19 protein-coding genes are annotated in these 25,616 nt (G+C 47.3%); 7 read left to right on the forward strand and 12 right to left on the reverse strand.

Annotated features, from left to right (window positions below; genetic code table 11):
- Window positions 1-70: 70 nt before the first annotated feature.
- The 3 genes from betB to DN062_RS06850 all read left to right on the forward strand — a co-directional run bounded on the left by betB (window position 71) and on the right by DN062_RS06850 (window position 4,527).
- Window positions 71-1,537, forward strand: coding sequence for a betaine-aldehyde dehydrogenase (gene betB, locus DN062_RS06840; RefSeq protein WP_112158590.1), 1,467 nt, complete (start codon window positions 71-73; stop codon window positions 1,535-1,537).
- A 24-nt stretch (window positions 1,538-1,561) separates the two neighbouring features.
- Complete coding sequence (gene betA / locus DN062_RS06845) at window positions 1,562-3,244, forward strand: choline dehydrogenase (protein ID WP_112158591.1); 1,683 nt, start codon at window positions 1,562-1,564, stop codon at window positions 3,242-3,244.
- A gap of 134 nt (window positions 3,245-3,378) precedes the next feature.
- Window positions 3,379-4,527 (forward strand): BCCT family transporter, encoded by a 1,149-nt coding sequence (locus DN062_RS06850; protein WP_112158592.1) that lies wholly within the window; start codon window positions 3,379-3,381, stop codon window positions 4,525-4,527.
- A 58-nt stretch (window positions 4,528-4,585) separates the two neighbouring features.
- Here the strand turns inward: DN062_RS06850 and betI are convergent, their stop codons facing one another.
- Entirely contained in the window at window positions 4,586-5,188 is a 603-nt protein-coding gene (gene betI / locus DN062_RS06855; RefSeq protein WP_162301262.1) for a transcriptional regulator BetI, read from the reverse strand.
- A gap of 228 nt (window positions 5,189-5,416) precedes the next feature.
- Here betI and DN062_RS06860 point away from each other — a divergent pair, with 228 nt between their 5' ends.
- On the forward strand, window positions 5,417-6,472 hold the full coding sequence (locus tag DN062_RS06860) for a CobW family GTP-binding protein (protein WP_112158594.1): 1,056 nt from the start codon (window positions 5,417-5,419) through the stop codon (window positions 6,470-6,472).
- 13 nt (window positions 6,473-6,485) lie between these two features.
- On the opposite strand, the gene DN062_RS06865 is transcribed toward DN062_RS06860, so the two are convergent.
- The 8 genes from DN062_RS06865 to DN062_RS06900 all read right to left on the reverse strand — a co-directional run bounded on the left by DN062_RS06865 (window position 6,486) and on the right by DN062_RS06900 (window position 16,724).
- A complete protein-coding gene (locus tag DN062_RS06865) occupies window positions 6,486-7,865 on the reverse strand; it encodes an L-serine ammonia-lyase (RefSeq protein ID WP_112158595.1) in 1,380 nt (459 codons plus the stop codon).
- 28 nt (window positions 7,866-7,893) lie between these two features.
- Window positions 7,894-8,757 carry a formyltetrahydrofolate deformylase gene (purU, locus tag DN062_RS06870; RefSeq protein WP_112158596.1) on the reverse strand — a complete coding sequence of 288 codons (864 nt, stop codon included), beginning with the start codon at window positions 8,755-8,757 and terminating at the stop codon, window positions 7,894-7,896.
- Window positions 8,758-8,825: 68 nt separating this feature from the next.
- Window positions 8,826-9,446, reverse strand: coding sequence for a sarcosine oxidase subunit gamma (locus tag DN062_RS06875; protein ID WP_112158597.1), 621 nt, complete (start codon window positions 9,444-9,446; stop codon window positions 8,826-8,828).
- Window positions 9,439-12,456, reverse strand: a complete 3,018-nt coding sequence (locus tag DN062_RS06880; protein ID WP_112158598.1) for a sarcosine oxidase subunit alpha family protein — start codon at window positions 12,454-12,456, stop codon at window positions 9,439-9,441. The genes DN062_RS06875 and DN062_RS06880 overlap by 8 nt, the downstream gene beginning before the upstream one ends.
- Window positions 12,453-12,761 (reverse strand): sarcosine oxidase subunit delta, encoded by a 309-nt coding sequence (locus DN062_RS06885; RefSeq protein ID WP_112158599.1) that lies wholly within the window; start codon window positions 12,759-12,761, stop codon window positions 12,453-12,455. Before DN062_RS06885 ends, DN062_RS06880 begins: the two co-directional genes overlap by 4 nt.
- A gap of 15 nt (window positions 12,762-12,776) precedes the next feature.
- Entirely contained in the window at window positions 12,777-14,027 is a 1,251-nt protein-coding gene (locus DN062_RS06890) for a sarcosine oxidase subunit beta family protein (protein ID WP_112158600.1), read from the reverse strand.
- A 20-nt stretch (window positions 14,028-14,047) separates the two neighbouring features.
- On the reverse strand, window positions 14,048-15,343 hold the full coding sequence (glyA, locus tag DN062_RS06895; protein ID WP_112158601.1) for a serine hydroxymethyltransferase: 1,296 nt from the start codon (window positions 15,341-15,343) through the stop codon (window positions 14,048-14,050).
- Between the two features lie 274 nt (window positions 15,344-15,617).
- Window positions 15,618-16,724, reverse strand: coding sequence for an FAD-binding oxidoreductase (locus DN062_RS06900; protein WP_112158602.1), 1,107 nt, complete (start codon window positions 16,722-16,724; stop codon window positions 15,618-15,620).
- Window positions 16,725-17,005: 281 nt separating this feature from the next.
- On the opposite strand from DN062_RS06900, the gene DN062_RS06905 reads away from it, so the two are divergent.
- Together DN062_RS06905 and DN062_RS06910 are read left to right on the forward strand one after the other, a co-directional pair.
- Entirely contained in the window at window positions 17,006-18,265 is a 1,260-nt protein-coding gene (locus DN062_RS06905; RefSeq protein ID WP_112158603.1) for an aromatic ring-hydroxylating oxygenase subunit alpha, read from the forward strand.
- A gap of 326 nt (window positions 18,266-18,591) precedes the next feature.
- Entirely contained in the window at window positions 18,592-18,897 is a 306-nt protein-coding gene (locus DN062_RS06910; RefSeq protein ID WP_112158604.1) for a DUF1127 domain-containing protein, read from the forward strand.
- Window positions 18,898-18,927: 30 nt separating this feature from the next.
- Here DN062_RS06910 and DN062_RS06915 read toward each other — a convergent pair whose 3' ends face one another.
- The 3 genes from DN062_RS06915 to DN062_RS06925 are packed head-to-tail and all read right to left on the reverse strand — an operon-like array spanning window position 18,928 to window position 23,659.
- A complete protein-coding gene (locus DN062_RS06915) occupies window positions 18,928-19,155 on the reverse strand; it encodes a hypothetical protein (RefSeq protein WP_112158605.1) in 228 nt (75 codons plus the stop codon).
- 15 nt (window positions 19,156-19,170) lie between these two features.
- The gene (gene fdhF / locus DN062_RS06920) at window positions 19,171-21,939 is read right to left on the reverse strand and encodes a formate dehydrogenase subunit alpha (RefSeq protein WP_112158606.1); all 2,769 of its coding nucleotides are present in this window, start codon (window positions 21,937-21,939) and stop codon (window positions 19,171-19,173) included.
- A gap of 4 nt (window positions 21,940-21,943) precedes the next feature.
- Window positions 21,944-23,659, reverse strand: a complete 1,716-nt coding sequence (locus DN062_RS06925; protein ID WP_112158607.1) for an NAD(P)H-dependent oxidoreductase subunit E — start codon at window positions 23,657-23,659, stop codon at window positions 21,944-21,946.
- Window positions 23,660-24,009: 350 nt separating this feature from the next.
- On the opposite strand from DN062_RS06925, the gene DN062_RS06930 reads away from it, so the two are divergent.
- The gene (locus DN062_RS06930) at window positions 24,010-25,605 is read left to right on the forward strand and encodes a BCCT family transporter (RefSeq protein WP_112158608.1); all 1,596 of its coding nucleotides are present in this window, start codon (window positions 24,010-24,012) and stop codon (window positions 25,603-25,605) included.
- Window positions 25,606-25,616: the final 11 nt, after the last annotated feature.

The raw sequence follows: 25,616 nt of genomic DNA on the forward strand, positions 1-25,616 counted from the left end.
TGCAGATCAATGATTTTTTTCCTGATCTGCGCTCTAAGATTTCGACTTACTAAATTCAGGATAAATGAACATGGCACGCTTTCCCGAGCACCAACTTTACATTCACGGTGAGCATTTCCAAGCCACATCAGGCAAAACCTTTACGACACTGAATCCTGCAACCGGAGAAGTCTTGGCTAGCATTCAGGAAGCCAGTATTGACGATATTGATGAAGCCGTTAAAAGTGCTCGCGCAGGTTTTAAAGTTTGGTCAAAAATGACGGGGACCGAGCGCAGCCGTATTTTAATGCGCGCCGTCGATCTTTTACGTGAGCGTAATGACGAACTGGCACAACTCGAAGTACTGGATACTGGAAAGCCTTGGCAAGAGGCGTCAGTTGTTGATATTGCATCAGGTGCCGATTGCATTGAATACTTTGCAGGTTTAGCACCCACTATTCGCGGCTATCATGTCGATCTAAACCACGCCTTTGGCTACACTCGCCGTGAACCTTTAGGTGTCTGTGCAGGGATTGGCGCATGGAACTACCCTATTCAGATTGCCTGCTGGAAAGCGGCCATGGCACTTGCCTGCGGCAACAGCCTGATTTATAAACCCGCCACCCTAACGCCACTCTCCGCCTATAAATTGGCAGAAATCTTCACAGAAGCGGGAGTGCCTGCAGGTGTTTTCAATGTTATTTCGGGAGGGGCTGAAGTCGGCAATGCGCTCTCTCTTCACCCGGGCATCGACAAAATATCCCTGACAGGCTCAACCGCAACAGGCAAGAAGGTAATGGCCGCCGCCGCTACAACACTTAAGCATGTCAGCATGGAGCTCGGGGGCAAGTCGCCGTTAATTATTTTTGATGATGCCAATCTAGACAATGCTGTATCTGCAGCCATGCTCGCTAATTTTTATACGCAAGGTGAAATCTGCACCAATGGTACACGCGTGTTCGTCCATAAAAATATCAAAGAGGCCTTTATTGAACGTCTGGTAAAGCGCACACAACAGTTGATCATTGGCGACCCCATGAATCCAACCACCCAAGTTGGCGCGCTCATCTCACAGGATCATATGGAAAAAGTGCTGGGCTACATACAATCCGCTGTTGATGAAGGTGCGACGCTCTTGTGTGGTGGACAAGCCGCTCAAGTAGAAGGCCTCCCTCAGGGATACTTTGTCCAGCCCACTATCTTTGCGGACTGTCGTGATGAAATGACTATTTGTCAGGATGAGATTTTTGGACCCGTCATGTCGATTCTTGAATTTAACGACGAAGCCGAAGTGATCGAGCGCGCGAATAAAACAGACTACGGACTTGCAGCTGGCATTTTTACTCAAAACCTCGCACGTGCTCATCGAGTCATTGCCGAAATTGATGCAGGCACCTGTTGGATCAACAATTACAACATCACGCCAATTGAGCTACCTATCGGAGGTTTCAAGCTGTCGGGTATAGGTCATGAGAATGGACCTGAAGCTATCCACCACTATACGCGCTTAAAAAGCGTTTATGTTGAGCTTGGCGACGTAGACAGCCCTTACGCGTAATCCTTTTAGCTAGCGAGTCAGGTCATGAATCAAACATACGATTACATAATAGTGGGAGCAGGGTCAGCTGGTTGCGTATTGGCGATGCGCTTAACCGAGTCCGGCGAACATAGCGTTTTACTGATCGAAGCTGGCGGTAGTGATAAGAGCCTTTTTATTCAGATGCCAACCGCCCTCTCCTATCCCATGAACAACCCAAAGTACAACTGGGAGTTCGAAAGTGTTAGTGAGCCTGGATTAAACGGACGTAAGCTGCATTGCCCTCGTGGAAAAGTGCTCGGTGGGAGCTCTTCAATAAATGGAATGGTCTATGTACGCGGCCATGCATGCGACTTTGATGAGTGGGAAAGCCTAGGCGCTAAACACTGGAGTTATCAAAACTGTTTGCCTTACTTTCAAAAAGCTGAGCAATGGATTGAAGGACAGGATGAGTATCGAGGCGGTTCGGGCCCATTAAATACCTGCGCCGGCAATGATATGAAACTCAATCCTCTCTACGAAGCCTTTATTAAAGCAGGTGAAGAGGCGGGGTATCCAACCACTGAAGATTACAATGGATACCGCCAAGAAGGGTTTGGCAAAATGCATATGACGGTTAAAAATGGGGTGCGCTGGTCGACAGCCAATGCCTATCTTAAACCCGTTTTGCATCGCAAGAACTTAACCGTGGTTACCCATGCGCTGACACGTCGCGTCATCCTCAAGGATAAACAGGCACAAGGCGTTGAATACCAAGTAGGCAGCACGCGTTATCAAGCCATGGCCAACAAAGAAGTCATTCTAAGCGCAGGATCAATAGGCTCGCCTACACTCCTGCAACTATCAGGCATTGGCCCTGCCCCCGTTCTTCAAGCAGCAGGCGTCACACTGGTTCATGAGCTTCCAGGGGTGGGTGAAAATCTACAAGATCATCTCGAAGTATACTTTCAATACAAATGCTTAAAGCCTATCACGCTGAACAGCAAACTCGGCTTACTGAGCAAAGGATTGATTGGCGCAGAGTGGCTTACACAGAAAAAAGGGCTCGGTGCTACCAATCATTTTGAGTCTTGCGGCTTTATCCGATCCAGAGCCAATTTAAAATGGCCAGATATTCAATATCACTTTTTACCCGCCGCTATGCGTTACGACGGCCAGGCCGCGTTTTCAGGCCATGGATTTCAAATGCATGTTGGGCCAAACAAGCCGAAAAGTCGTGGATTTGTTCGGATTTCATCCAGTGATCCCTGCCAGAAACCTTTAATTCAGTTCAATTACTTACAAGACGAACGTGATCGATTGGATTGGCGTAATACGCTTCATCTCACACGTGAAATTATTCGTCAGCCCGCAATGGATGAGTTCAGAGGTGATGAAATACAACCCGGCCAGTCCGTGCAAACCGATGCCGAAATCGACTCCTGGGTGCGTGATAACGTCGAGAGCGCCTATCATCCCTCTTGCACTTGCAAGATTGGACAAGATGACGATCCACTTGCCGTTCTCGATGAATTTTGCCAAGTGCGCGGTATTCAGGGATTACGTGTCGTAGACTCATCCGTTTTTCCAAGCATTACCAATGGCAATCTTAATGCGCCAACGATCATGGTGGCTGAGCGTGCCGCCGATATGATTCTAAACAAGGCATTGTTACCAGCTTCGAGCGTACCCACTTGGATCGACCCTAACTGGCAAACTGAACAACGTTTAAATCAACCAAAGCGATAGCCATATCGCTTTGGAATAACAACTAGCACAACCTTAAGACCCCTATTTTTTGTACGAGGAAAAATCGCTCCCGCTGAATAGTTACATCTGTTGTAACTAAAGGGTAAATAAATAGAAAATAAAAGGAGAAAATCATGCAAATGATTTTATCAGCCGCATTTATTGCGGTCTTAGTAACGGCTATATTTATAGTTATAAAATGGGGATCTGTTAAATGCAAAGGCCCTATTCCAGTTTCACTCTTTACGTTTATCGCAATCTTATTTACATCCGGTCTCGATGTGGGACTCATTATGTTTCCGCTCACCGAGTTTCCGGTCTATGCTGAAGACAGCGCCTATAGCTTTACGAACCCTTTAGCCATCGAATTTGGTTTTTGGGGATTTTTAGTTTGGGGACTTTATTTCTTAACCACTTTTTATTTCAGCGTACTAGAACCCAAATTAAAAATCTTTGAAATACCTATTATTAAAGTGATAAATAACTTTGTTATTATTACAACTTGCGCATTCACTGGCTTTTTATTTTTAACCTATCTTCCTGATTACATTGAAGGCATTAACGATATTACTCGATACCTATTAGTTGCTGGTGTTGTTCTAGCCGCTGTAATTTCCAGCACTGATATACGATACGTTAAAATACTCAGTATCAGTTCAACTTGGCTATTTTTTGCATTGATCGCTGCTATTGGCATCTCGTCTGGCATGAGCTTAGGAGATTTTGTATCGACCACGAGCAACCTTAGCGGATACTTTAGTAACCTACATCGCTTTGTAACGCCCATTACAGATTACCATGAGTTTTATTTATTCTGGTGGTTTGCCTGGAGCATCATGATTGGTCAATTCGTTGCTCGCTTTGTGGGTGGCCTAAAGGCTTGGCAACTATTAATCGCCTTGCTTGTATTCCCCTCTATCCCTCTAGCGATTTGGTTTAGTGTCTTATATTTCCACTTTATGAACGACCAAGTCGTGCTCGGATCACTACGAATGGCAATGGTCGTTGTGGGAATCATTTTCGTGATTAACTCTTTAGATTCACTGATCAGACTCTATACCGAAAATCTAGGTTTAACCGTTGATCGCCTTGGTAGAAGCGCCTATATATTCGGAAACTGGACACTGATGTACGGCATCATTCTGCTTTACCAGTTCACACCTTTTGAAATTCAGTGGGTGGGGCTGGTTGTAATTGCGCTGTATGTTGGTATTTATTGTCTTTTGCTTAACCAGCGACAAGATGTGAAAACACAAATTTATTACGTTAAACAAAACCACTAAAACGTTACTCTTTGCGGACAAACGATAGGATGGGAGGGCATTGCCTCCCATCCTTTATTTAGGCTTGTGACTCTTCAGACAGTGGCGACTGTGCCAACATGGCATTGATATAAATATCACATAAATGAATAGCAAGCTCACTCGTGATTTCTCGATCTTCCATGGCTTTTTGCAGCCAAAACCCATCCATCATGACAGCTAACCCTTGGCTGGCCACTAATGCGCTTTCTTTAGGCATGAGTGCTTTTAAGTTATACAACAAATTACTCTGTAAACGGCTATAAATCAGCCTTTGAAGCCTCAAAAAAGGTTCACTAGGCGACGTCTGGCCATAGAGCATCAACCAAGCCCTTGCATTTTCTCGTGTAAATATAGAAGGATCAAAGTTTCCCTTCAGTACCGCCGTCAATTTTGTCCTAGGTGTTTTCGCTTCTCTCATCAACTCAGCGACGTTATCGCCAATGAGTCGATTGGCATACTTAACCACAGCATGAATTAACTCCATTTTATTTTTAAAATGGTAATTGACTATGCCGTGCGACATACCTGCTTTTTCACCTACGCGCGCGACCGTCGTGCCTTCAAGCCCATGTTCAAGCATGACATAATAGGCGGCTTTGGTAAGATCGGCACGACGAATTTGTCCAATAGAGGTTTTCACGTTATGTTCCTTGACTTGAGACAATGCTCATATTCAAACTGACACAGATTGTACTTTGGCCACGCGACACACTTGCTACTCAACAATTCGTTTAGTCCTAAACACTAAACACGTGCCTTAGCCACAAATATCGGCCAAACAGACTACTCAATTTTGTCGGTCATGTATATGAGTCCATCGGTATAAATCGTGTATTATTCTTTTCTTTGAAATTTAACGAGATATCCTATGCAAAAACGGATTCCCACTAATCTAATCACAGGTTTCTTAGGTTCGGGTAAAACAACGGCCATTAAACATTTAATTGGCTTAAAACCGTCCCATGAGAAATGGGTTGTGATCGTAAATGAGTTTGGTCAGGTCGGTGTTGATGAAATGGCGTATGAAACTCAGGGCGACATTACACTAGCCCCTTTATCAGGCGGATGTGTCTGTTGTCAGCTCAGTGGTGAGCTTCACAAAAGTTTGTCGCAACTTCTGGAGGCGGACCATTTTGACCGGCTACTGATTGAGCCTACTGGCATGGGGCATCCCGCTGGCATACTGGATACCCTGCGTAAGCCGCACTTTAGTGAACGTCTTGATTTAAGAGCCACACTTTGCATCTTAGACCCTCGACAACTAGACGATCCAATGCTTAGCTTTAATGAAACCTTTCGTGATCAGATCAACCTAGCGGATATCCTGGTTGGCAATAAGTCCGACTTACTCGATCTCGATCAAATTGAACGCTTCAAGTCCTTCGCCGACAAGCTATTTCCACCGAAGCTGAATTCGCAGATTACTCAATTTGGTCAATTGAAAATTGAATGGCTAGATGCCATCCAAGAAGGCATTGTCAGCACGACTGCCGCTCACTCAAGCCACGCTCACAAGCATGACCATGAACATAATCATGAGCACCATCCGCATGATCATGAGCATGCCCATGAAAATGCCGCCTCACCTCAGCCCTGTGCACCCATTAGAAAAACCAGCTCAGGCTTGGGCAAGTACAGCTGCGGATGGATTTTTCACCCTGACGATATTTTTCCTTTTGATGAGCTTGAAGCCTTGATCCAATCAATACAGGGCGTTGATCGGCTAAAAGGGGCCTTTCGCTTAGGTGCTCCATGGGTGTTTTTTAATCGGGTTAGAGATGAAACCTTTTATGATGCCATTGCATATCGACGTGACTCCAGGATGGAAATCATCTCTCCCGAGCCCCTCGACTGGGATGCAATAGAAGCTGAGTTAATTGCCCTAACCCGAATAGGCCTCAACTCTCCTTATCGAGGCCTTTAATCAATACAGGTCGTTAACACTCTATCGCATTAACAGCGAGGCCTCCTTTAGAGGTCTCCTTGTATTTATCTTGCATATCGCGCCCTGTGTCCCGCATTGTGCGAATGACTTTATCCAGGGAAATGAAATGTTCACCATCCCCTCTGAGTGCCATTTGCGCGGCATTGATGGCTTTCACTGACGCGATGGCATTACGCTCGATGCAAGGCACCTGCACAAGACCGCCAACCGGATCACAGGTTAATCCTAGATTGTGCTCCAAACCAATTTCGGCCGCATTTTCGACCTGCTCAGGTGTTCCACCTAAGACTTCACACAAGCCGGCAGCCGCCATCGCACAGGCCGATCCAACCTCACCTTGACACCCAACTTCCGCACCCGAAATCGATGCATTTTTCTTACAAAGAATCCCCACAGCCCCTGCTGCCAACAGAAAATCTACGACCTGCTTTTCACTCGCAGTAGGCTCGAACTTCATGTAATAGCAAAGGACGGCGGGAATGATACCCGCTGCGCCATTGGTGGGTGCTGTCACCATGCGTCCACCTGCGGCATTTTCTTCATTAACGGCCAACGCATAGACATTGACCCAATCCATGACTGAAAAATTAGTCGCAATCACATTTTTGTTCTGCTGAACGGACTTTAAGCGCTCATGAAAGGCAGATGCACGGCGCCTAACATTTAAACCACCTGGTAGCATGCCTTGATGCTTGAGACCATTTTCCACACACTCCAGCATCACCTGCCAGATCTTATTCAGCCCTGAGCGAATATCGGCTTCTGAACGCCAAACCTTTTCATTCTCCAGCATGAGCTCACTAATACTCATTTGATGAGTCTTACACAATGCCAGCAACTCGACCGCTGTATCAAACTCATAAGGCAAGCGAGATGAATGAAGTATGAGTTTGTCTTTTGCAGCATCGGCTTCGGTGACCACAAAGCCGCCACCAATCGAATAATAGGTGTTCTGATGCAACTCAATCTGATCCGCATACGCACGAATGCTCATCGCGTTAGGATGGTGTGGAAGAGACTCCTCAAGAAACACCATATCACGCGACTCGACAAAGGCGACATCATGCGATCGGTTAAGCGTCAATATTTGTGACGCTAACAACGCTTCAATGGATGAATCAATCACACTTGGATCAATACTGTCGGGACGCTCCCCCATTAATCCCATTAAAATTGCACGATCAGTGGCGTGCCCTTTACCCGTTGCGGACAAAGAACCATACAACAGAACTTCAATACGTGTGACCTGCGTCAACACATCCATTTGCACTAATTCATTGACGAAATCATTCGCCGCACACATTGGACCTACCGTATGTGAACTGGAAGGTCCCACCCCTATTTTAAAAAGGTCAAAAACGCTGATTGACATCGCGCTTCCTCAAAGACTTATTGTTTTGTTAATTGGCAAAAACGACCGTCTTGCTGCCCTGCATAAACACTCGACGCTCGATGTGATAGCTTACCGCACGAGCCAGCGTTAAACACTCTATATCCCGCCCTTTTGCCACTAAATCTTCTGGATAATGGCTATGATCTACCGATTCTACCCCCTGAGCGATAATCGGCCCCTCATCCAAATCGTTGTTAATGTAATGCGCTGTCGCTCCAACAAGCTTGACACCTTTATCATAGGCCTGATGATACGGTTTTGCCCCTTTAAAACCCGGCAACAAGGAGTGATGTATATTGATTGCGCGCCCCGATAGTTTGCTGCACATATCAGCGGACAACACCTGCATATAGCGCGCTAAAATAACTAACTCAGCTCCCGTTTGCTGGATAATGCTCCAGACCTGTGCTTCCTGTTCCGCTTTTGTTGTTGGCGTAATGGGTAAATGATGATAAGGGAGCTTATGCCAAGCGGCTAAGGGCTCTAAATCCGGATGATTTGAAACGATGGCTTTAATATCAATGGGTAACTGGCCAATACGGTAACGATACAGAAGATCATTTAAACAATGATCTGACTTAGAAACCATAATGACGACGGGCATACGAGTGCCAGGTGCCGTTAATTCAAATGCCATGTCGAAGGGCTGCGCTCGGTCACCAAAGCGGCTAACAAAGGAAGCCGAGTCGAACGCTCCCTCAGGCCGAAATTCGACACGAATCACGAAGCCCTGCCCTTCTCGATCATCAAAAGAATTAAGCTCAGTGATGTAACAGTTTTCTTCTCTCAAGAAGCGTGTCACAACATCCACTGTCCCTATTTTGCTGGGACACTGTGCGGCCAATATCCAATTATCGTGATGTGTTGTCATCGTCATAGCTCCTTGAGCATACGGGTCGGGGGTGCAGGAAAAGTACCTCCACCCTCTGTAACAAAATATTAGACAGTAAAGGTCAGATCAAATTCACGCCCTGCGTCTGTTATCCATCGATAACAATAGTCAGCAAAGCTGCGTCGTATCACCAACTCCCACTCTTGCTCATTGGGTCGTCGAATAATGGCCGTTGCTTTAGCAAAGGTTGTCGCGACGGCTTTGCCAACCGGAAAGTTGCGCTCATGAACGTCATAGACACACGACTTACTCAATAAATCAAAGACTTTGTCTCCTTTTAAACGCAACAGGGTTTGTCCACCGCCTACGTTCACTATTGAGAAATGCCCTGAAATTTGCTGACGTAAATTTTGTTCGACCTCATACTCTTGTCCTGCAGGAAGGATTAACAACCATTCATCTGGCGAGAGCCATTGCACACTGGCACCTGTCGTTTCATTCAAAACGAATGTGAGTGGCTGCAGGGGTAACTCAACGCCAACTACAGACAACACCGCACTTTTTAACGACTCGTTGTCAGCCTGCCCACGCAGAATCAAGTGACCTAAAAACGCATGCTCCGTGACAATCAATGCCCTCCCACCTTTAACAGAAGACTGATGAGCCAATGGCGACTCAGCCATCACCTCAGATCCAGGACATTGGTTAAATACAGCAACCTTAGACATTTTGACGTACCCCTTTTGGATCCAAGAAGATAGGACTCACCACTTCAGCTTCGATGACCTTGCCATCTGCCATCGGCATGTAGACTTTTTCACCCATGCGTTTCGAACCACTCACCAACAGTGCCAAAGCAAACCCATGACCTAGAGTTGGACTGAAGTAACTCGATGTCACATGGCCTACCATTTTCATCGGAATGCTTTGCGTAGGATCCAGCACGATTTGAGCACCCTCTTGCAAGACAACCTTAGGATCGACAGGTTTTAATCCCACCAATTGTTTACGGTCTTCGCGACGTGTGTCGGGACGCGATAATGCACGCTGCCCTATCCAGGAAAAGGGCTTGTCATAACCGACGCACCACTGCATGCCAAGATCCTCTGGCGTAACCGAACCATCGGTGTCTTGTCCAACAATGATAAAGCCCTTTTCGGCTCTGAGAACATGCATGGTTTCAGTGCCATAAGGCGTTAAACCGTATGTATGTTCGTGAGCAAACAAGGCTTTCCAAACATGCATGGCATAGTTGGCTTGCACGTTAATCTCGTAGGTCAACTCACCCGTAAATGAAATTCGATAAACACGTGCCGGCACACCTGCCACCTGCCCTTGACGACACTCCATAAACTTGAAGGTGTCTTTTGACAGGTCGATATCGGTTATTTCAGACAGAAGATCTCGCGCTTTAGGTCCAGACAAGGTCATGGTTGCCCAATGATCCGTCACTGACGTAAAGTAAACCTCAAGTTCAGGCCATTCTGTTTGATGCCAGAGTTCCAGCCATTCAAGAATGGCAGCTGCTCCACCCGTTGTTGTGGTCATCAAGAAATGATTGTCGCCTAAACAGGTCGTGACACCATCATCCATCACCATACCGTCGTCTTTACACATCAAACCATAACGGCATTTATCAACGCCCAGTTGTGCCCATTTATTGGTGTACACCCGGCCAATAAATTCACGTGCATCCTTACCCTGAATATCAATTTTACCTAGAGTCGACGCATCAAGAATGCCTACTTTTTCACGCACGGCACGACATTCACGTTGCACGGCATCGTGCATCGTTTCATTACCAACAGGGAAGTACCAAGGACGCTTCCACTGCCCGACATCTTCAAACTTAGCGCCACGTTGTAAATGCCAAGCGTGAAGCGCTGTGTAGCGCTCTGGATCAAAAAGATCGCGGCAATGGCGACCCGCAATAGCACCAAACGTAATACCCGTGTAGTTCGGACGAAAGACGGTTGTACCCGTTTCAGGGATCGTCTGATTCAATAGACGAGCCGCAATGGCCATTCCGTTGATATTGCCAAGTTTGCCTTGATCCGTACCAAAACCGAGCGCCGTGTAGCGCTTGACATGCTCAATGGACTCAAACCCTTCACGCGTTGCCAACTCAATGCCCGCTGCCGTGACATCGTTTTGTAAATCGACAAACTGTTTCGGGGCACGCATTGTCGGTTTTTCATGTGGCACTTGGAACAGAGCTATAGGTTTGGACTCCAACTGCTTAGTGACACTTGGCAATTCAATACCAGAGACACTAAAGCCACTGGCCAGCGCAGCTTTTGAACCTGCTTCAGCCCCTTCAGCCAAGATTCTATCCAAAGCATAGACACCCTTAACGGCACCGACTGGGGTCAAACCTTTCACGTTCCCGGGTATGAAGCCAATAATGTCATCACGCCAAATTGGACGTGTCCCAGTATGGGCCGACAAATGCACGACAGGACTAAAGCCACCCGAACTCGCAATGGTGTCACAAGCCAAATCTTCTTTCGTACCGGTTAGTGTAAAGGTTGCAGGATCCACCCCAGACACTCGAGCACCCGTAACCCGCTTCGTACCCTTTGCCTCAAACACAGCACTGCCTGTGATGATACGAATGCCTTTTTTACGCGCCTCTTTGACACAATCGCCCTCAGGATTAGGTCTGGCATCAACAATCGCAACCACTTCACGACCCGCTTCAGTCCAGTCTAATGCAGCACGATAGCCATCATCATTGGTCGTCGTCACCACTAAGCGTTGCCCAGGAATAACAGCATACCGGCGAATATAGGTCGAAACCGCACCGCAAATCATGTTCCCAGGTACATCATTGTTAGCATAGACCAAGGGTCTTTCATGCGCACCCGTGGCTAGGATCACCTGATGCGCCCTAACATGATGCATGCGTGAGCGAACTTGGTTGGCATCCGGTGCTGTGTCCGCAAGGTGCTCAGTACGGCGTTCATGCAACGTTGCAAAATTATGATCGTGTAAACCATTGGCAGTGGTGCGCGGCAGTAAAAGCACTTCGGGCATGGAGGCTAACTCAGCCAACACCTGCGTGACCCAAAGGTTCGCAGCTTGCCCATTGAGCTGATCGCGTGTGTCCAAAAGATGCCCGCCCATCTGCTCTTGCTCATCACAGAGAATCACACGTGCCCCCGAACGACCTGCTGCAAGTGCCGCTGACAAGCCCGCTGGCCCAGCCCCTATAACCAGCACATCACAATGACGATGATAGTGATCATACTGGTCAGGATCCTTTTCCTTAGGTGAACGCCCTAAGCCTGCGGCTTTACGAATGAGTTTTTCATAGGTCATCCACATGGATGCAGGGGCCATAAAGGTTTTGTAGTAAAAGCCAGGCCCCATCATCGGTCCACCTAACTTGCCAACCAGCCCCATTGCATCATTCTCAACATTCGGCCAACCATTGGTGCTACGGGCGGCCAAACCTGAATAGAGCGCTTGTTGAGTAGCACGAATATTCGGGACTTGTGCCGCTTCAGTGGCCCCCAATTGCATGATGGCATTCGGCTCCTCAGCACCCGCCGCAACGATGCCGCGCGGCCGAGAATACTTAAAGCTACGATTAACAATGCTGACCCCGTTCGCCAGTAATGCCGATGCCAAGGTATCCCCTTTGAAACCGGTGTATTGGTTTCCATTAAACGTGAACGTATAGGTTTGAGTACGATCGATGCAACCACCCAACCCAAGACGATTAACTTGGCTCATGAACGACCTCCTTTAGCGAGACTTTCAGCCGTTACCTTGGGTTTCTCACCCATCTTATAGGTTTCAAGAATTTCATAACTCACTGTGTGGCGGGTCACGTTAAAAAACTTACGACAGCCCGTTGCATGCACCCATAACTCATGATGAATTCCACGCGGATTATCACGGAAGAACAAATATTCTGCCCACTCCTCATCGCTGCATTGCTCTGGTGACAGAGGTCTGGCGATATGGGCTTGGCCTTTGGGTCTAAACTCAGCTTCTTCACGATGTTCCCCACAGTAGGGACAGAAAATATGTAACATGTTTAATCCCTCGAATTAATGGGCAACACCGGCGGCGCCGTGCTCGTCAATCAACTTACCACTCACAAACCGATCAATACTGAACGGCGCGGCCAATGGATGCGCATAGCCTTTTGCAAGCGTCCAAGCAAAGACATTGCCAGACCCTGGCGTCGCTTTAAAACCACCCGTTCCCCAACCGCAATTGAAAAATAGACCTTTGACAGGAGTGGCCGATAGAATTGGGCAGGCATCTGGACAAGTATCCACGATCCCTCCCCACTGGCGGTTCATGCGCACGCGTGAAAAAATTGGGAACATTTCAACGATGGCTTGTAAGGTATGTTCGATGGTGGGATAGCTTCCGCGTTGGCCATACCCATTGTAACCATCAATCCCGGCCCCGATGACTAGATCTCCTTTATCCGACTGACTGGCATAACCATGCACATGGTTAGACATCACGACCGTGTCTAAAATCGGTTTAATCGGCTCAGAAACCAATGCTTGCAGAGGATGAGATTCAAGCGGCAATTTAATACCGGCCATTTTAGCCAACACACTGGAGTTACCTGCCGCAACACACCCCACCGTTTCTGCACCAATAAAGCCGCGGTTGGTTTCCACACCTACAATTTGTCCATCTTCAATGCGCATACCAATGACTTCGGTTTGCTGGATCAGATCCACGCCCAGTGCATCAGCTCCTCGAGCAAATCCCCAGGCCACCGCATCGTGGCGAGCTACGCCCGCTCTAGGTTGCCAAGAAGCGCCCAAGACTGGGAATCGAGCATCGGCTGAACAATTCAAAATCGGGCAAATTTCTTGAACCTGCTGGGTATCCAACACCTCCCCATCGATTCCGTTCAGACGATTGGCATTCACACGTCGCTGAATATCGCGCATATCTTGTAAGGTGTGGCCGAGGTTCAAGACGCCACGCTGCGAGAACATCACGTTATAATTCAGATCTTGTGACAGACCTTCCCAGAGTTTCATGGCATGCTCATACAATGCGGCCGCCTCATCCCACAAATAGTTTGAGCGCACGATGGTCGTGTTGCGAGCGGTATTTCCGCCCCCCAGCCAACCTTTTTCAATTACTGCGACATTGGTGATGCCATGTTCTTTCGCCAAATAATACGCCGTTGCTAAACCATGTCCGCCCGCTCCGACAATGATCACATCGTATTTTTTCTTTGGCGTTGGATTACGCCAAAGTCTTTGCCAATTTTCATTGTGTGTTAGAGCATGTTTAGCCAGCCCAAAACCTGAATAACGCTGCATAACTTTCTCCTGATCCAGGCCTAGCCTTGGGTCTGTGTGTAAACGGGGAAACGTGAACAGAGTGACGAAACTTGATCTCGAACCTGTGCCTCTACCTCTGCGGATGCATCACCCGCCGCCATGGCATCCAGAATGTCGCATATCCAACCAGAGAGTTCGCGACACTCATCTACACCAAATCCTCTTGATGTGACAGCCGGTGTTCCGATACGAAGACCTGACGTCACGAAGGGGCTTTGTGGATCGTTGGGGACTGAGTTTTTATTGACTGTAATGTGCGCACGACCCAACGCGGCATCGGCCTCTTTTCCAGTTAACCCTTGTCGAATCAAGGACACTAAAAACAAATGATCTTGCGTACCGCCCGAGACCACATCATAGCCACGCTCAATGAAAACAGCGGCCATGGCTTTGGCGTTATCAAGCACCTGTTGTTGATAGGTCACAAACTCAGGCTCCATCGCTTCTTTAAAAGCGACAGCCTTCGCTGCGATAACATGCATCAACGGCCCACCTTGCTGACCAGGGAAGACAGCGCCGTTAAGCCGCTTATGCAAAGACTCATCGTCTTTAGCCGTCAGAATTAACCCGCCGCGAGGTCCACGCAATGTTTTGTGAGTCGTTGTTGTCACCACATCCGCAAACGGGAGAGGACTTGGGTATAGACCTGTTGCGACTAAGCCTGCAATATGCGCCATGTCAACAAAGAAGACCGCGCCTACTTCGTCCGCAATACGGCGAAAACGAGCCCAATCAACAATCAAAGAATACGCCGAAAAACCCGCAATGATCATTTTAGGACGATGCTCACGCGCTAAACGGTCAACTTCATCGTAATCAATTTCGCCTGTTTCTGGATTTAAACCATATTGTACAGCTTTGTAATACTTACCTGAGAAGTTCGGCGCCGCACCGTGGGTTAAGTGTCCACCATGTGCCAAGCTCATTCCCAAAATTGTATCGCCGGGTTGTACCATGGCCATAAACACCGCCGCATTGGCTTGTGCACCAGAGTGAGGCTGTACGTTGGCGTAACAGGCACCAAAGAGCTGACAAGCACGCTCGATAGCTAGCGCTTCGACCTTATCAACCGCTTCGCAACCACCGTAGTATCGTTTACCTGGATACCCTTCTGCGTACTTATTCGTTAACTGCCCACCTTGCGCTTGCATAACGCGAACGCTTGTGTAGTTTTCAGATGCGATCAACTCGACATGTGCTTCTTGGCGAGCCTGTTCCTCGTTTAGCATTTGGGCTAAATCGTTATCGTATGTTGCAATAGAATCTTGGCGGGAAAACCCATCACGATGAATCATTGGTCGCTCCTGTTATGGACAAAGCAAATTATGGAAAGCAGCCCCCTGTCTAATCAGGTATGCATGCTATTTTCAGCTGATGGTATCCTTGCCCCGTATTATTCAGATGCCTCGCACCGTCAGCACAAGATCCATTTGCGACATGGCTATCAATTTGCGACAAAACACGGTGAATACAGCTAAATAAAAAAGCAGCTAGATGGTGTCACCTAACTGCTTTTCTCAACTCAAGAAAATCAATTCAACCCCATTTGGGTCGTTAAGCGAGTCTCTACTAAAACTCAATCACAACATCTGAAACAGGGCGACTGCAGCAGGATAAAATATACCCTTCAGCCTCATCCTCATCCGTAATTCCTCCGTTGTGATCCATTTCAACCTGGCCTGATTTGAGTTCAACACGACAGGTTCCGCAGATTCCCATACCACAAGCTTTCGGGATGTGCACACCCAGTTTAGCCGCAGCTGTGTGGATCGTTTCTGTTGGCAAGATTCGGACGCTCTTGCCAATTCCAGAAAACTCCACCTGCAGCATTTCGGCCATATCAATGTCTTCTGCCGCCTGCTCAGCCAGTTCCGCAAGTTCCAAGACGTCTTCTTTGATCTCCGGTGGCGTCGCCCCAAACGACTCTTCATGGTAACGACGCATATCAAAGCCATTACGCTGCAATATCTCTTTTATAGCCTTCATATAAGGCGTCGGGCCGCAGCAAAAAATTTCACGATTAAGATAATCAGGAACAATCAGTTCCAACATTTTTTGATCGAGATACCCACGCAAGCCATACCAAGCTTCACCCAGTTCATCACTGCGTTCGCAGACGATATGCAATTTAAACTCAGGGATTCGAGAGAAAATATGCTCCAACTCACGATGATAAATAATGTCTTTTGGTGAACGCGCACTGTGCACAAACTCAATATCTATGCCTGCATTGGTATCAAAAAACCAACGCGCCATCGACATTAAGGGCGTAATTCCAACACCACCTGATAAAAATAGGGCTTTATCCGTAGGATAGTCTATGCAGTTAAATACTCCGACAGGGCCATGCACAGCCAACTCATCACCCTGTTTCAAATTATCATGCAGCCAGTTGGACACCTTTCCTCCAGGTACGCGTTTTACAGTAATCGAAAAACTATAAGGCACGGATGGAGAGCTCGATATGGTGTAAGAGCGCATTACTGTCTGGCTGTCTATTTCCAGTTCCAGTGTGACAAACTGCCCAGGCTTAAAGAAGAAAAGCAACGGCTGCTCTGCCATAAAACAAAAGGTTCGAACGTCCCAAGTTTCTTGTATCACCTTGACACAGCGTACCAAATGGCGACCATTGGACCAGGTCTGAGTAGTAATGGTATTCATAAAATTTGCTGTCATAACCCTATTTCCGCTTAGTGTCTTCAAATGGAGTACAAACCTGTACTGTTCATAACATGCATTTTCCACATGCACAAAGACGACCACTTATCCATGAGCGACATTTATCGTCGGAAAACACCCTAACCCCCGGTTTTTTTTAACCTTACAAGTCGCTTTGTTATCCTGAAATGTCGTCAGTAGATAATTGCTAGATTTGACCTTAATCCACACTATCTTCACGGAAACTATCGAGACCCTCTCGCCAAATTTATCAATTCAGTCTGAAAGGTATGAACACAATGAACCAAGTCCTGACGCCAATGTTAGAAGATCCTCTGTCGGGTGTGAGTGAGAAGGCAGCCAGTATGCTCTCGAATCGTAAACCCAACTACTCACTTGAACAGCCTTTTTACAATGATGAGCGTATTTTTAAACTCGATATTCGTGAAATTTTTGAAAAAGAATGGATCTTCGCTGCAATGTCCTGCGAAATTCCAAAAAAAGGGAATTTCATTACCCTAAACATTGGCGACAATCCAATTGTGCTCGTGCGAGGTGCTGAAGACAAAATCCATGGTTTCTTTAACGTCTGCCGCCACCGAGGATCACGCTTATGCGTTACTGAAAAAGGCAAGGTTGCAAAACTTGTTTGTCCATACCACAAATGGACCTATGAGTTAGATGGTCGTTTGATCTTTGCCGGTTCAGACATGGGCGAGTCTTTCGATCTGAACGCCCACAGCCTTAAGCCTGTCAATGTAAAGGTTGCGGGAGGCTATATATTTGTCTGCCTAGCGGATAATCCGCCGGATATAGAGGCATTTACTCAATCACTTGAGCACTATTTAGAGCCCTATGATACCGAAAACCTAAAAGTGGCGGTTCAATCAGACATCGTCGAAGACTGCAACTGGAAGTTAGTGATTGAAAATAACCGCGAATGCTACCACTGCAATGGTTCACATCCTGAGTTGCTCAACTCATTGCAGCAATTTGATGATACAGATGATCCGCTGGCCACCCCCGAATACAAGGATCTGGTCGCTCGAAAACAAAAAGATTGGGATGATATGAGAGTCCCCTACACGCTGAAATACTTTGGTAAGCGCAATCGTATGACACGCACACCCCTTTTAGACGGTGTGGTATCTATGACCATGGATGGAAAGCCTGCGTGCTCTAAATTGATGGGGCGCATCACCAGTCCTGACATGGGCTCCCTCCGTATTCTGCATTTACCGAACTCTTGGAATCACTGGCAGGGTGATCACACCATCGTATTCCGTGTATTGCCCTTAGGACCGCAAAAAACCTTGGTTACAACCAAATGGCTGGTTCACAAAGATGCGGTTGAAGGCGTTGATTATGACCCTGAGAATATGCGTAAAGTGTGGGATGCAACAAACTACCAAGACAAAGTATTAGCAGAAGAAAATCAAAAAGGCATTAACTCAATTGCCTACCAACCCGGCCCTTATTCTGAAACCTTTGAGTTTGGCGTAATTGACTTCGTCAACTGGTACTCAGAACGCATTATTGAAAATACAAAAAAATCGTAACATGTTGATTTAAATTGAAGCCCATTGTTTCTAACGACGGGCTTCAATAAAAACAAAAAATTAAGTTGACTTGATATCAAACGCATGCAATAAATAAGCTTCTTAACGCTCAACCCAATTATTTAGAGTCCACCATGAAACTGATTAATGCGCGAAATACAGCACGAGTTAGCGTCGCCAATAAACGGCCGATGCCCGTTCCTGCTTGTTCGCGCGCTATGATCTAATATTATCTGGCCGCGATATCTTCGCGGCTTCTAGATTCCAAAACGTCTCTAAATTCCTCCCGAAGATATCCCAGTCTTTTTAACTAAAGGAGTTAGGGTATGTTTTTCGATGAATTAAGTACACGGTTACAAAGCTTACTAAGCAACCTATCACAGGGATTCACCCACTCAGTGACACAAAAAAGTCTGTCACATTTAGACGAGTATTTGCTCAATGATATCGGTCTGACACGCACAGGGAATAAAATCCATGCCATCGTTCCATTGGATCAACTTAAAGTGCCAGACGAGTTTATTGAACAACTAAACACGTCAATTGAGGAGGCTGAGGCCTTAATCGGCCAAATAAAAAATGCGGCGCCAACAAATTTGACACCGACAAATGGAGAAAAACATCCTTGTTAATTCATGTCCATGCAACGAGATATTGTGCGATTATTCACACAATATCTCTAATGCCTCTTTAACTTCTGGCTGCAAAAGACCTGGCTCCATTAAGCGCTCTTGAGCCCAAACCTTAAGCGTTAAACGCACCTTAGCATCTGAATTTTCGTTAATAAATGCAACACACTCTAGTACGCTCATATTAGATGACACGCCAACACCCATTTTTATTAAGCTGTCTCGAAAGTCATCTTCGTCAAACAAATCAGCCAACATCATAGTTTTAATACCCTATTAGTTGCCACTTAAACGGCAAGCAGCATATTTGAACTCCGGTATTTTACCATACGGATCCAACGCTGCATTCGTTAAAATATTGGCAGCGGCTTCAACATAACAGAAGGGTACAAAAACCATTCCATCTGCCATGAGCGGATCAACCCGAGCTTTCAAGATAATCTGACCTCGACGTGTGGTAATGACCAGATCATCTCCCGGTTGCAACCCGCACTTCTGCAGCTCTGTTGGCGAGAGGCTGGCGACGGCTTCAGGCTCTAATGCATCCAGCACGTTAGACCTGCGCGTCATAGACCCTGTATGCCAATGCTCAAGCTGTCGACCCGTTGTTAGCACCACAGGATACTCAGCATCCAACGTTTCATCTGGCGGCAAAGGACTTGCCGCTGAAAACTTGGCACGTCCCGTGAGCGTGGGGAAAGCATCGCTATACACAATATCCTGCCCAGGTTCGTCATCGCCTGCACAAGGATAGGTTACCGATTCCTCTTGCTCCAATCGGTCCCAAGTGATGTGATTGAGCGAGTTCATTCCCTGCTTCATCTCAGCAAAGACGTCACGCGGGTGCGTGTAATGCCAATTTAAGCCCATCCGATTGGCCAACGCCTGAATAATCCACCAATCCGGTTTCGCCTCCCCTGGAGGATCTATGGCGGCACGCCCCATTTGGACTTGACGATTAGTGTTGGTCACCGTTCCATCTTTCTCCGCCCAAGCGGCTGCAGGTAAAATAATATCTGCAAACTGGGCTGTTTCTGTGACAAACAAATCCTGCACCACTAAATGCTCAAGCTTGGCCAACGCAGAGCGAGCATGGTTTAGATCGGGATCGGACATTGCGGGATTCTCACCCAATATATACATGCCTCTGATGGTACCTGCATCTATCGCATGCATGATCTCTACCACCGTCAATCCAGGTTTATCACTTAAAGGAGTTCCCCAAAGCTCTTCAAATGCAGATTGCACTTGAGCCTCTGTCACGGGCTGATAGTCTGGAAAAACCATGGGGATTAAACCTGCGTCTGACGCCCCCTGTACGTTATTTTGGCCTCGTAAGGGGTGCAAGCCCGTTCCAGGCCGTCCAGTTTGACCGCAGGCCAAGGCCAAGGAAATTAAACAACGAGCATTGTCCGTACCATGGGTGTGCTGAGAAATCCCCATGCCCCAAAAAATCATCGCTTTATCGGCATTCGCATAGAGCCGTGCAACCGCTCGGATTTCATCAGCCTCTACACCACACTCAGGTGCCATTGCCTCTGGCGAAAAACGCATCACATGCTGTTTAAGCGCTTCAAACCCTTCGGTATGTTGGGAAATGTAGGTTTCATCATATAGGTGCTCAGTCACAATGACATGTAACATCGCATTGAATAAAAACACATCGGTTCCTGGTGCAAAGCGAACCACTTTATGAGCATAGGCATTTAACGCTTGACCGCGTGGATCAAGAATCAAAATTTTGGTGCCTTTCTTTGCGGCCTGTTTGAAGAAGGTCGCGGCAACAGGATGATTGACCGCCGGATTACAGCCCGTCAAGATCACGACATCGGCCTGCTCCGCTTGCATAAATGACGCAGTAACGGCACCGGTACCAATGCATTCAATCAATGCGGCCACCGAACTGGCGTGACACAACCGTGTGCAATGATCGACATGATTCGATCCAAACCCAGTCCGCACGAGCTTCTGAAATAGCCAAGCTTCTTCATTCGAACACTTAGCACTGCCAAAACCTGCCAGCACATCACGTCCATACTCTGCTCGTAAATGCGACAAGCCTCTCGCCGCAAAATCCAGCGCCTCGTCCCACTCCACCTCATAAAAATGCGTTAGGGGGTTCGCCGGATCAAAATCAGGGTCCACTCCTTTCGGCACTCCTGGTTTTCTCATAAGAGGCTTGGTTAGGCGTGCAGGGTGCCTTGGGTAATCAAAACCAAAGCGGCCTTTCACGCATAAGCGCCCTAAGTTAGACGGCCCCTCTCGTCCTTTAACGTTAATGATACGGTTATCTTTAACCTGATAGGTCAATTGACACCCCACCCCGCAGTAAGGGCAGATGGAGTCGACCTCTGTATCAAATGCCTCTGAATTACCAACTCCTTTCCCATCAACCAGTATTGATGGCATCAAGGCCCCCGTTGGACACGCCTGAACACACTCACCACACGCAACACAGGTACTGCTGCCCATAGGGTCGTCGAAATCAAACACTATTTTTGAGTTTGAACCTCGGTGCGCCAATCCAATGACATCATTGACCTGCACTTCACGGCAGGCACGAACACATAAATTACAACTGATGCAGGCGTTCAAATTCACAGCCATGGCTTTATGGGAGCGATCTGGCGCAAGATTTGGTTGCACACGCTTAGGTAAGGTCGCTCGGACCTTACCCACATCAATCGCCAAGGCATCTGCCATTTTCCAGAAATGACTGGATGAATCAGGACTCGTTTCACGCTCAGGCTGATCGGCCACTAACATTTCCAGCACAGCGGTTCGCACATTTTGCGCACGCGTGGAGGCTCGGCTTTTGACCACCATTCCTGCTTCCGCTAAACGCAAGCAACTGGCCGCCAACACCCGTTCGCCTTCGATCTCGACCATGCACGCGCGGCAATTTCCATCTGATCGATAGCCTGCAGCGTCTTTAAAGCACAGATGAGGAATGACCTCTCCTACACGCTTTGCAACTTGCCACAGCGTTTCTCCCGGTGATGCGGTCACCCTCATACCATCAAGGGTTAATTCAATTGTGCTCATACCCTTACCCCTTAACAATAATCTTGGCTTGAATCAGCTCATGACGAAAATGTCTGAATAAGCTCATCACTGGATTGGGTGCTGCCTGGCCTAAACCACAAATTGAAGCATCCATCATCACCTGTGCTAAGGACCCAAGTGTCGGCTCATCCCATGTAGACTTGCTCAACAAACTCAACATTTTCTCTGTACCCACTCGACAAGGCGTACACTGACCGCAAGATTCATCTGCAAAAAATGCCAGAAGATTTTTTGCCACTTCTTTTAAGTCATCTTGATCCGACAATACAATGATTGCAGCAGAACCTATAAAGCAGCCTTCACTCTGCAAGGTATCAAAATCCAAAGGAATATTGGCTTTACTGGCGGGTAAGATTCCACCCGATGCCCCACCCGGAAGATAGCCTAATAATTGGTGCCCTGGCAGCAAACCACCGCAGTATTCATCGATCAGCTCAGTAAGCGTAATTCCAGCTGGTGCAAGATGAACCCCTGGCTTCTGTACGCGTCCCGACACCGAAAAGGAGCGCAACCCTATACGACCATGACGGCCTTGACTTGCAAACCATTCGGCGCCCTTTTCATAAATACGCGGTATCCAGAAGAGTGTTTCGACATTGTTAACCAAGGTCGGCTGCCCAAATAAGCCTTTTTGAGCCACAAAGGGAGGCCGATGTCTTGGCTTTCCAGGCTTACCTTCTAAAGACTCAATCAATGCAGACTCTTCACCGCAGATATAGGCCCCGGCTCCGCGTCGCAATTGAATATAACCTGGCTCAATCCAGCCCTCAGATTCCAGCTCATCAATCGCTTCATGCAGCAGTTTACGTATGCGGGGATACTCATCTCTCAAATAGATATAGATGGCTTTTGCTTCAATGGCCCAAGCACTGATTAACGCCCCTTCTAAGAATTGATGCGGGCGCCTTTCAAGGTAGTAACGATCTTTAAACGTTCCCGGCTCTCCCTCATCGGCATTCACTACACAATAACGAGGCCCTGTTTCTGCTCTTACAAACTGCCACTTTCTAAAGGTAGGAAAACCTGCCCCTCCCAGTCCTCTAAGACCTGACTGTTCAAGCATGGTCAAAAGAGACTCAACGCTGACTTGGCCTTGACGACACGCATCCAGTAAACCATACCCGCCTTCGGCTTGGTAAACCTTAAATGCCTGCCAATCAACAACCGCTGGTGAAAAGTCTTGATTGCTGATGGCTTGCACCACACTTTCAACGGTCGCGTGCTCAACATGGTGATGCTTCACTTCTGCGATGGGCGCTTTATCACAGCGCCCCATGCAAGGCGCTCGAACAATGCGTACCTGATCCGGGTTCACCCCCATCTCAAGCGCTTTGTGTATTTTTTCAGAGCCTGCTAACTGACAAGACAATGAATCACAAACACGAACCGTAATGTCTGGTGGTGGCGTTTGCCCTTCATCAATCAAATCGAAGTGCGCATAAAAACTGGCCGTTTCATACACAGCCGCCATGGGTAAATTCATACGCTCAGACAAGGCCCGCAAATGAGGCATCGATAAGTAACCAATATGGTCTTGCAACGTATGAAGATGCTCAATCAGCATATCGCGCGCATTTGACGCATCTCCTAACAACTGATTTACCGTCTCTAAGGCATTTACATCCAATAGACGCCCTCGCGGCTGCGAACGTGTTTTGCGCAAAGGTGGCTGACCTACTTGGGTCTGTGTCGGATTCATTGTCAGTCTCTCGTGTTCATCATTTTTAATTCATGATCGCATCTGACCTTCCATCTCGCAATCTCACAAGCCCTTACAAAGCGAATCATGTCTGTAATAGAGCCATGAGTGTCGCATACAGATACTCACATGCAAAGGTGATACATCTGCGACGTAAATAGCAAAAACGACCCATAACCCATCATGTCGCAATTACTAGGGAACTTGGTCGTCTTCAGGCTCAAATGATTCTTCAAATGCATAAAAATCGACAGGCCCTAAGGATTAGTCAACCCAACTGAGAATGACTAATGATGGATTGGCTTAATAAAAACAAGACTGCCAGTTAAATTTATTCAGGGGAACCTCATATGGCCCGAATTCAAGATCAAGATACCGACTACAAAGTTGGACAGGATAACGCTCAACTGATGGGACTGGATTTCCATAATCCCGTATTCCCATTGTCGGCGATATTAATTATTGCGTTTATTGTTTACGCACTCGTATTTCCCGAGTCAGCCAGTACGTCACTGGTTGCAGCTCGCGGTTGGTCCATTAATCATTTTGATTGGCTCTTTATGATTGCTGGAAATCTTTTCGTGTTGTTCTGCTTAGTGCTGATATTCCTGCCTCTGGGTAAAATCCGTTTGGGTGGAAAAAATGCAAAACCAGAATATTCATTACACTCGTGGTTTGCGATGCTCTTTGCCGCAGGCATGGGAATTGGATTAATGTTTTGGAGCGTTGCAGAACCTGTCGCCTATTATACCGACTGGTATGGTACACCACTCAATGCAGCAGCGAACACAGAAAGCGGCGCCTCTGCCGCCATGGGTGCAACAATGTTTCACTGGGGGTTACACCCTTGGGCTATTTATGGGGTAGTCGGGTTAGCCATTGCTTTTTTTGCATACAACCGCAACCTTCCTATGACCTTACGGGCAGCCTTCTTCCCGATTTTAGGGCGTCATACACGTGGATGGATTGGGCATACGATTGATATCGTCGCGGTTTTGGCAACGATTTTCGGGTTAGCCACGTCACTGGGCTTAGGCGCCTCGCAAGCGGCAGGTGGTTTGCATTATCTATTTGGTATTCCCAACTCAATCGGTACCCAAATCGCGATCATTATTGTTGTAACCATTATTGCTTTAATCTCCGTATGGAGAGGCATCGATGGCGGTGTAAAACTGCTCAGTAACCTCAATATGATCATGGCCATCGCCCTACTGCTATTCGTTGTCATTGCAGGCTCGACGACGCTCTTTATCAATGGACTTTTTAAAACCACTATTGACTATGTCAGTCATATTATCCCCCTTTCGAATTGGATAGGGCGTGATGACCAAACCTGGTTTCACGGTTGGACCGTCTTCTATTGGGCTTGGTGGATTTCTTGGTCTCCTTTTGTTGGCATTTTTATCGCGCGCGTGTCGAAAGGACGTACTGTTCGTGAGTTTTTAACCGCTGTTTTACTCGTGCCCACTTGCGTCACAATCGTATGGATGACGGCGTTTGGTGGTAATGCGTTGCATCAAACAACCGAAGGTATCGGACAATTAAGCAATGGCATTGGCGACGTCTCTCTGGCGATGTTCCAAATGTTAGAAAATCTACCCTTAAGCGGTATCACCTCTTCTTTAGCCATTGTTCTGGTCTTGGTGTTTTTTATCACATCGTCCGACTCTGGATCATTGGTGATTGATAAAATTACCGCAGGCGGTAAAACAGATGCACCCAAGCAACAACGTGTCTTCTGGGCGGCATTGGTTGGGATTATTGCAGGCATACTTTTGGCAGGCGGTGGAACCTCAGCACTCAGTGCTCTGCAAGCTGGGGCGGTTGCAACTGGACTTCCGTTCACTGTGGTTTTGCTCTTCATGTGTTTCAGCCTGTTTAAAGGGCTTTCACAAGAGTATGCACAGGATTACCTTAATGTGAACGCTCAAACCGAAGTAAGCTAACCGGAAAGGCA

This window comes from Nitrincola tibetensis, from assembly GCF_003284585.1.
Classification (GTDB): domain Bacteria; phylum Pseudomonadota; class Gammaproteobacteria; order Pseudomonadales; family Balneatricaceae; genus Nitrincola; species Nitrincola tibetensis.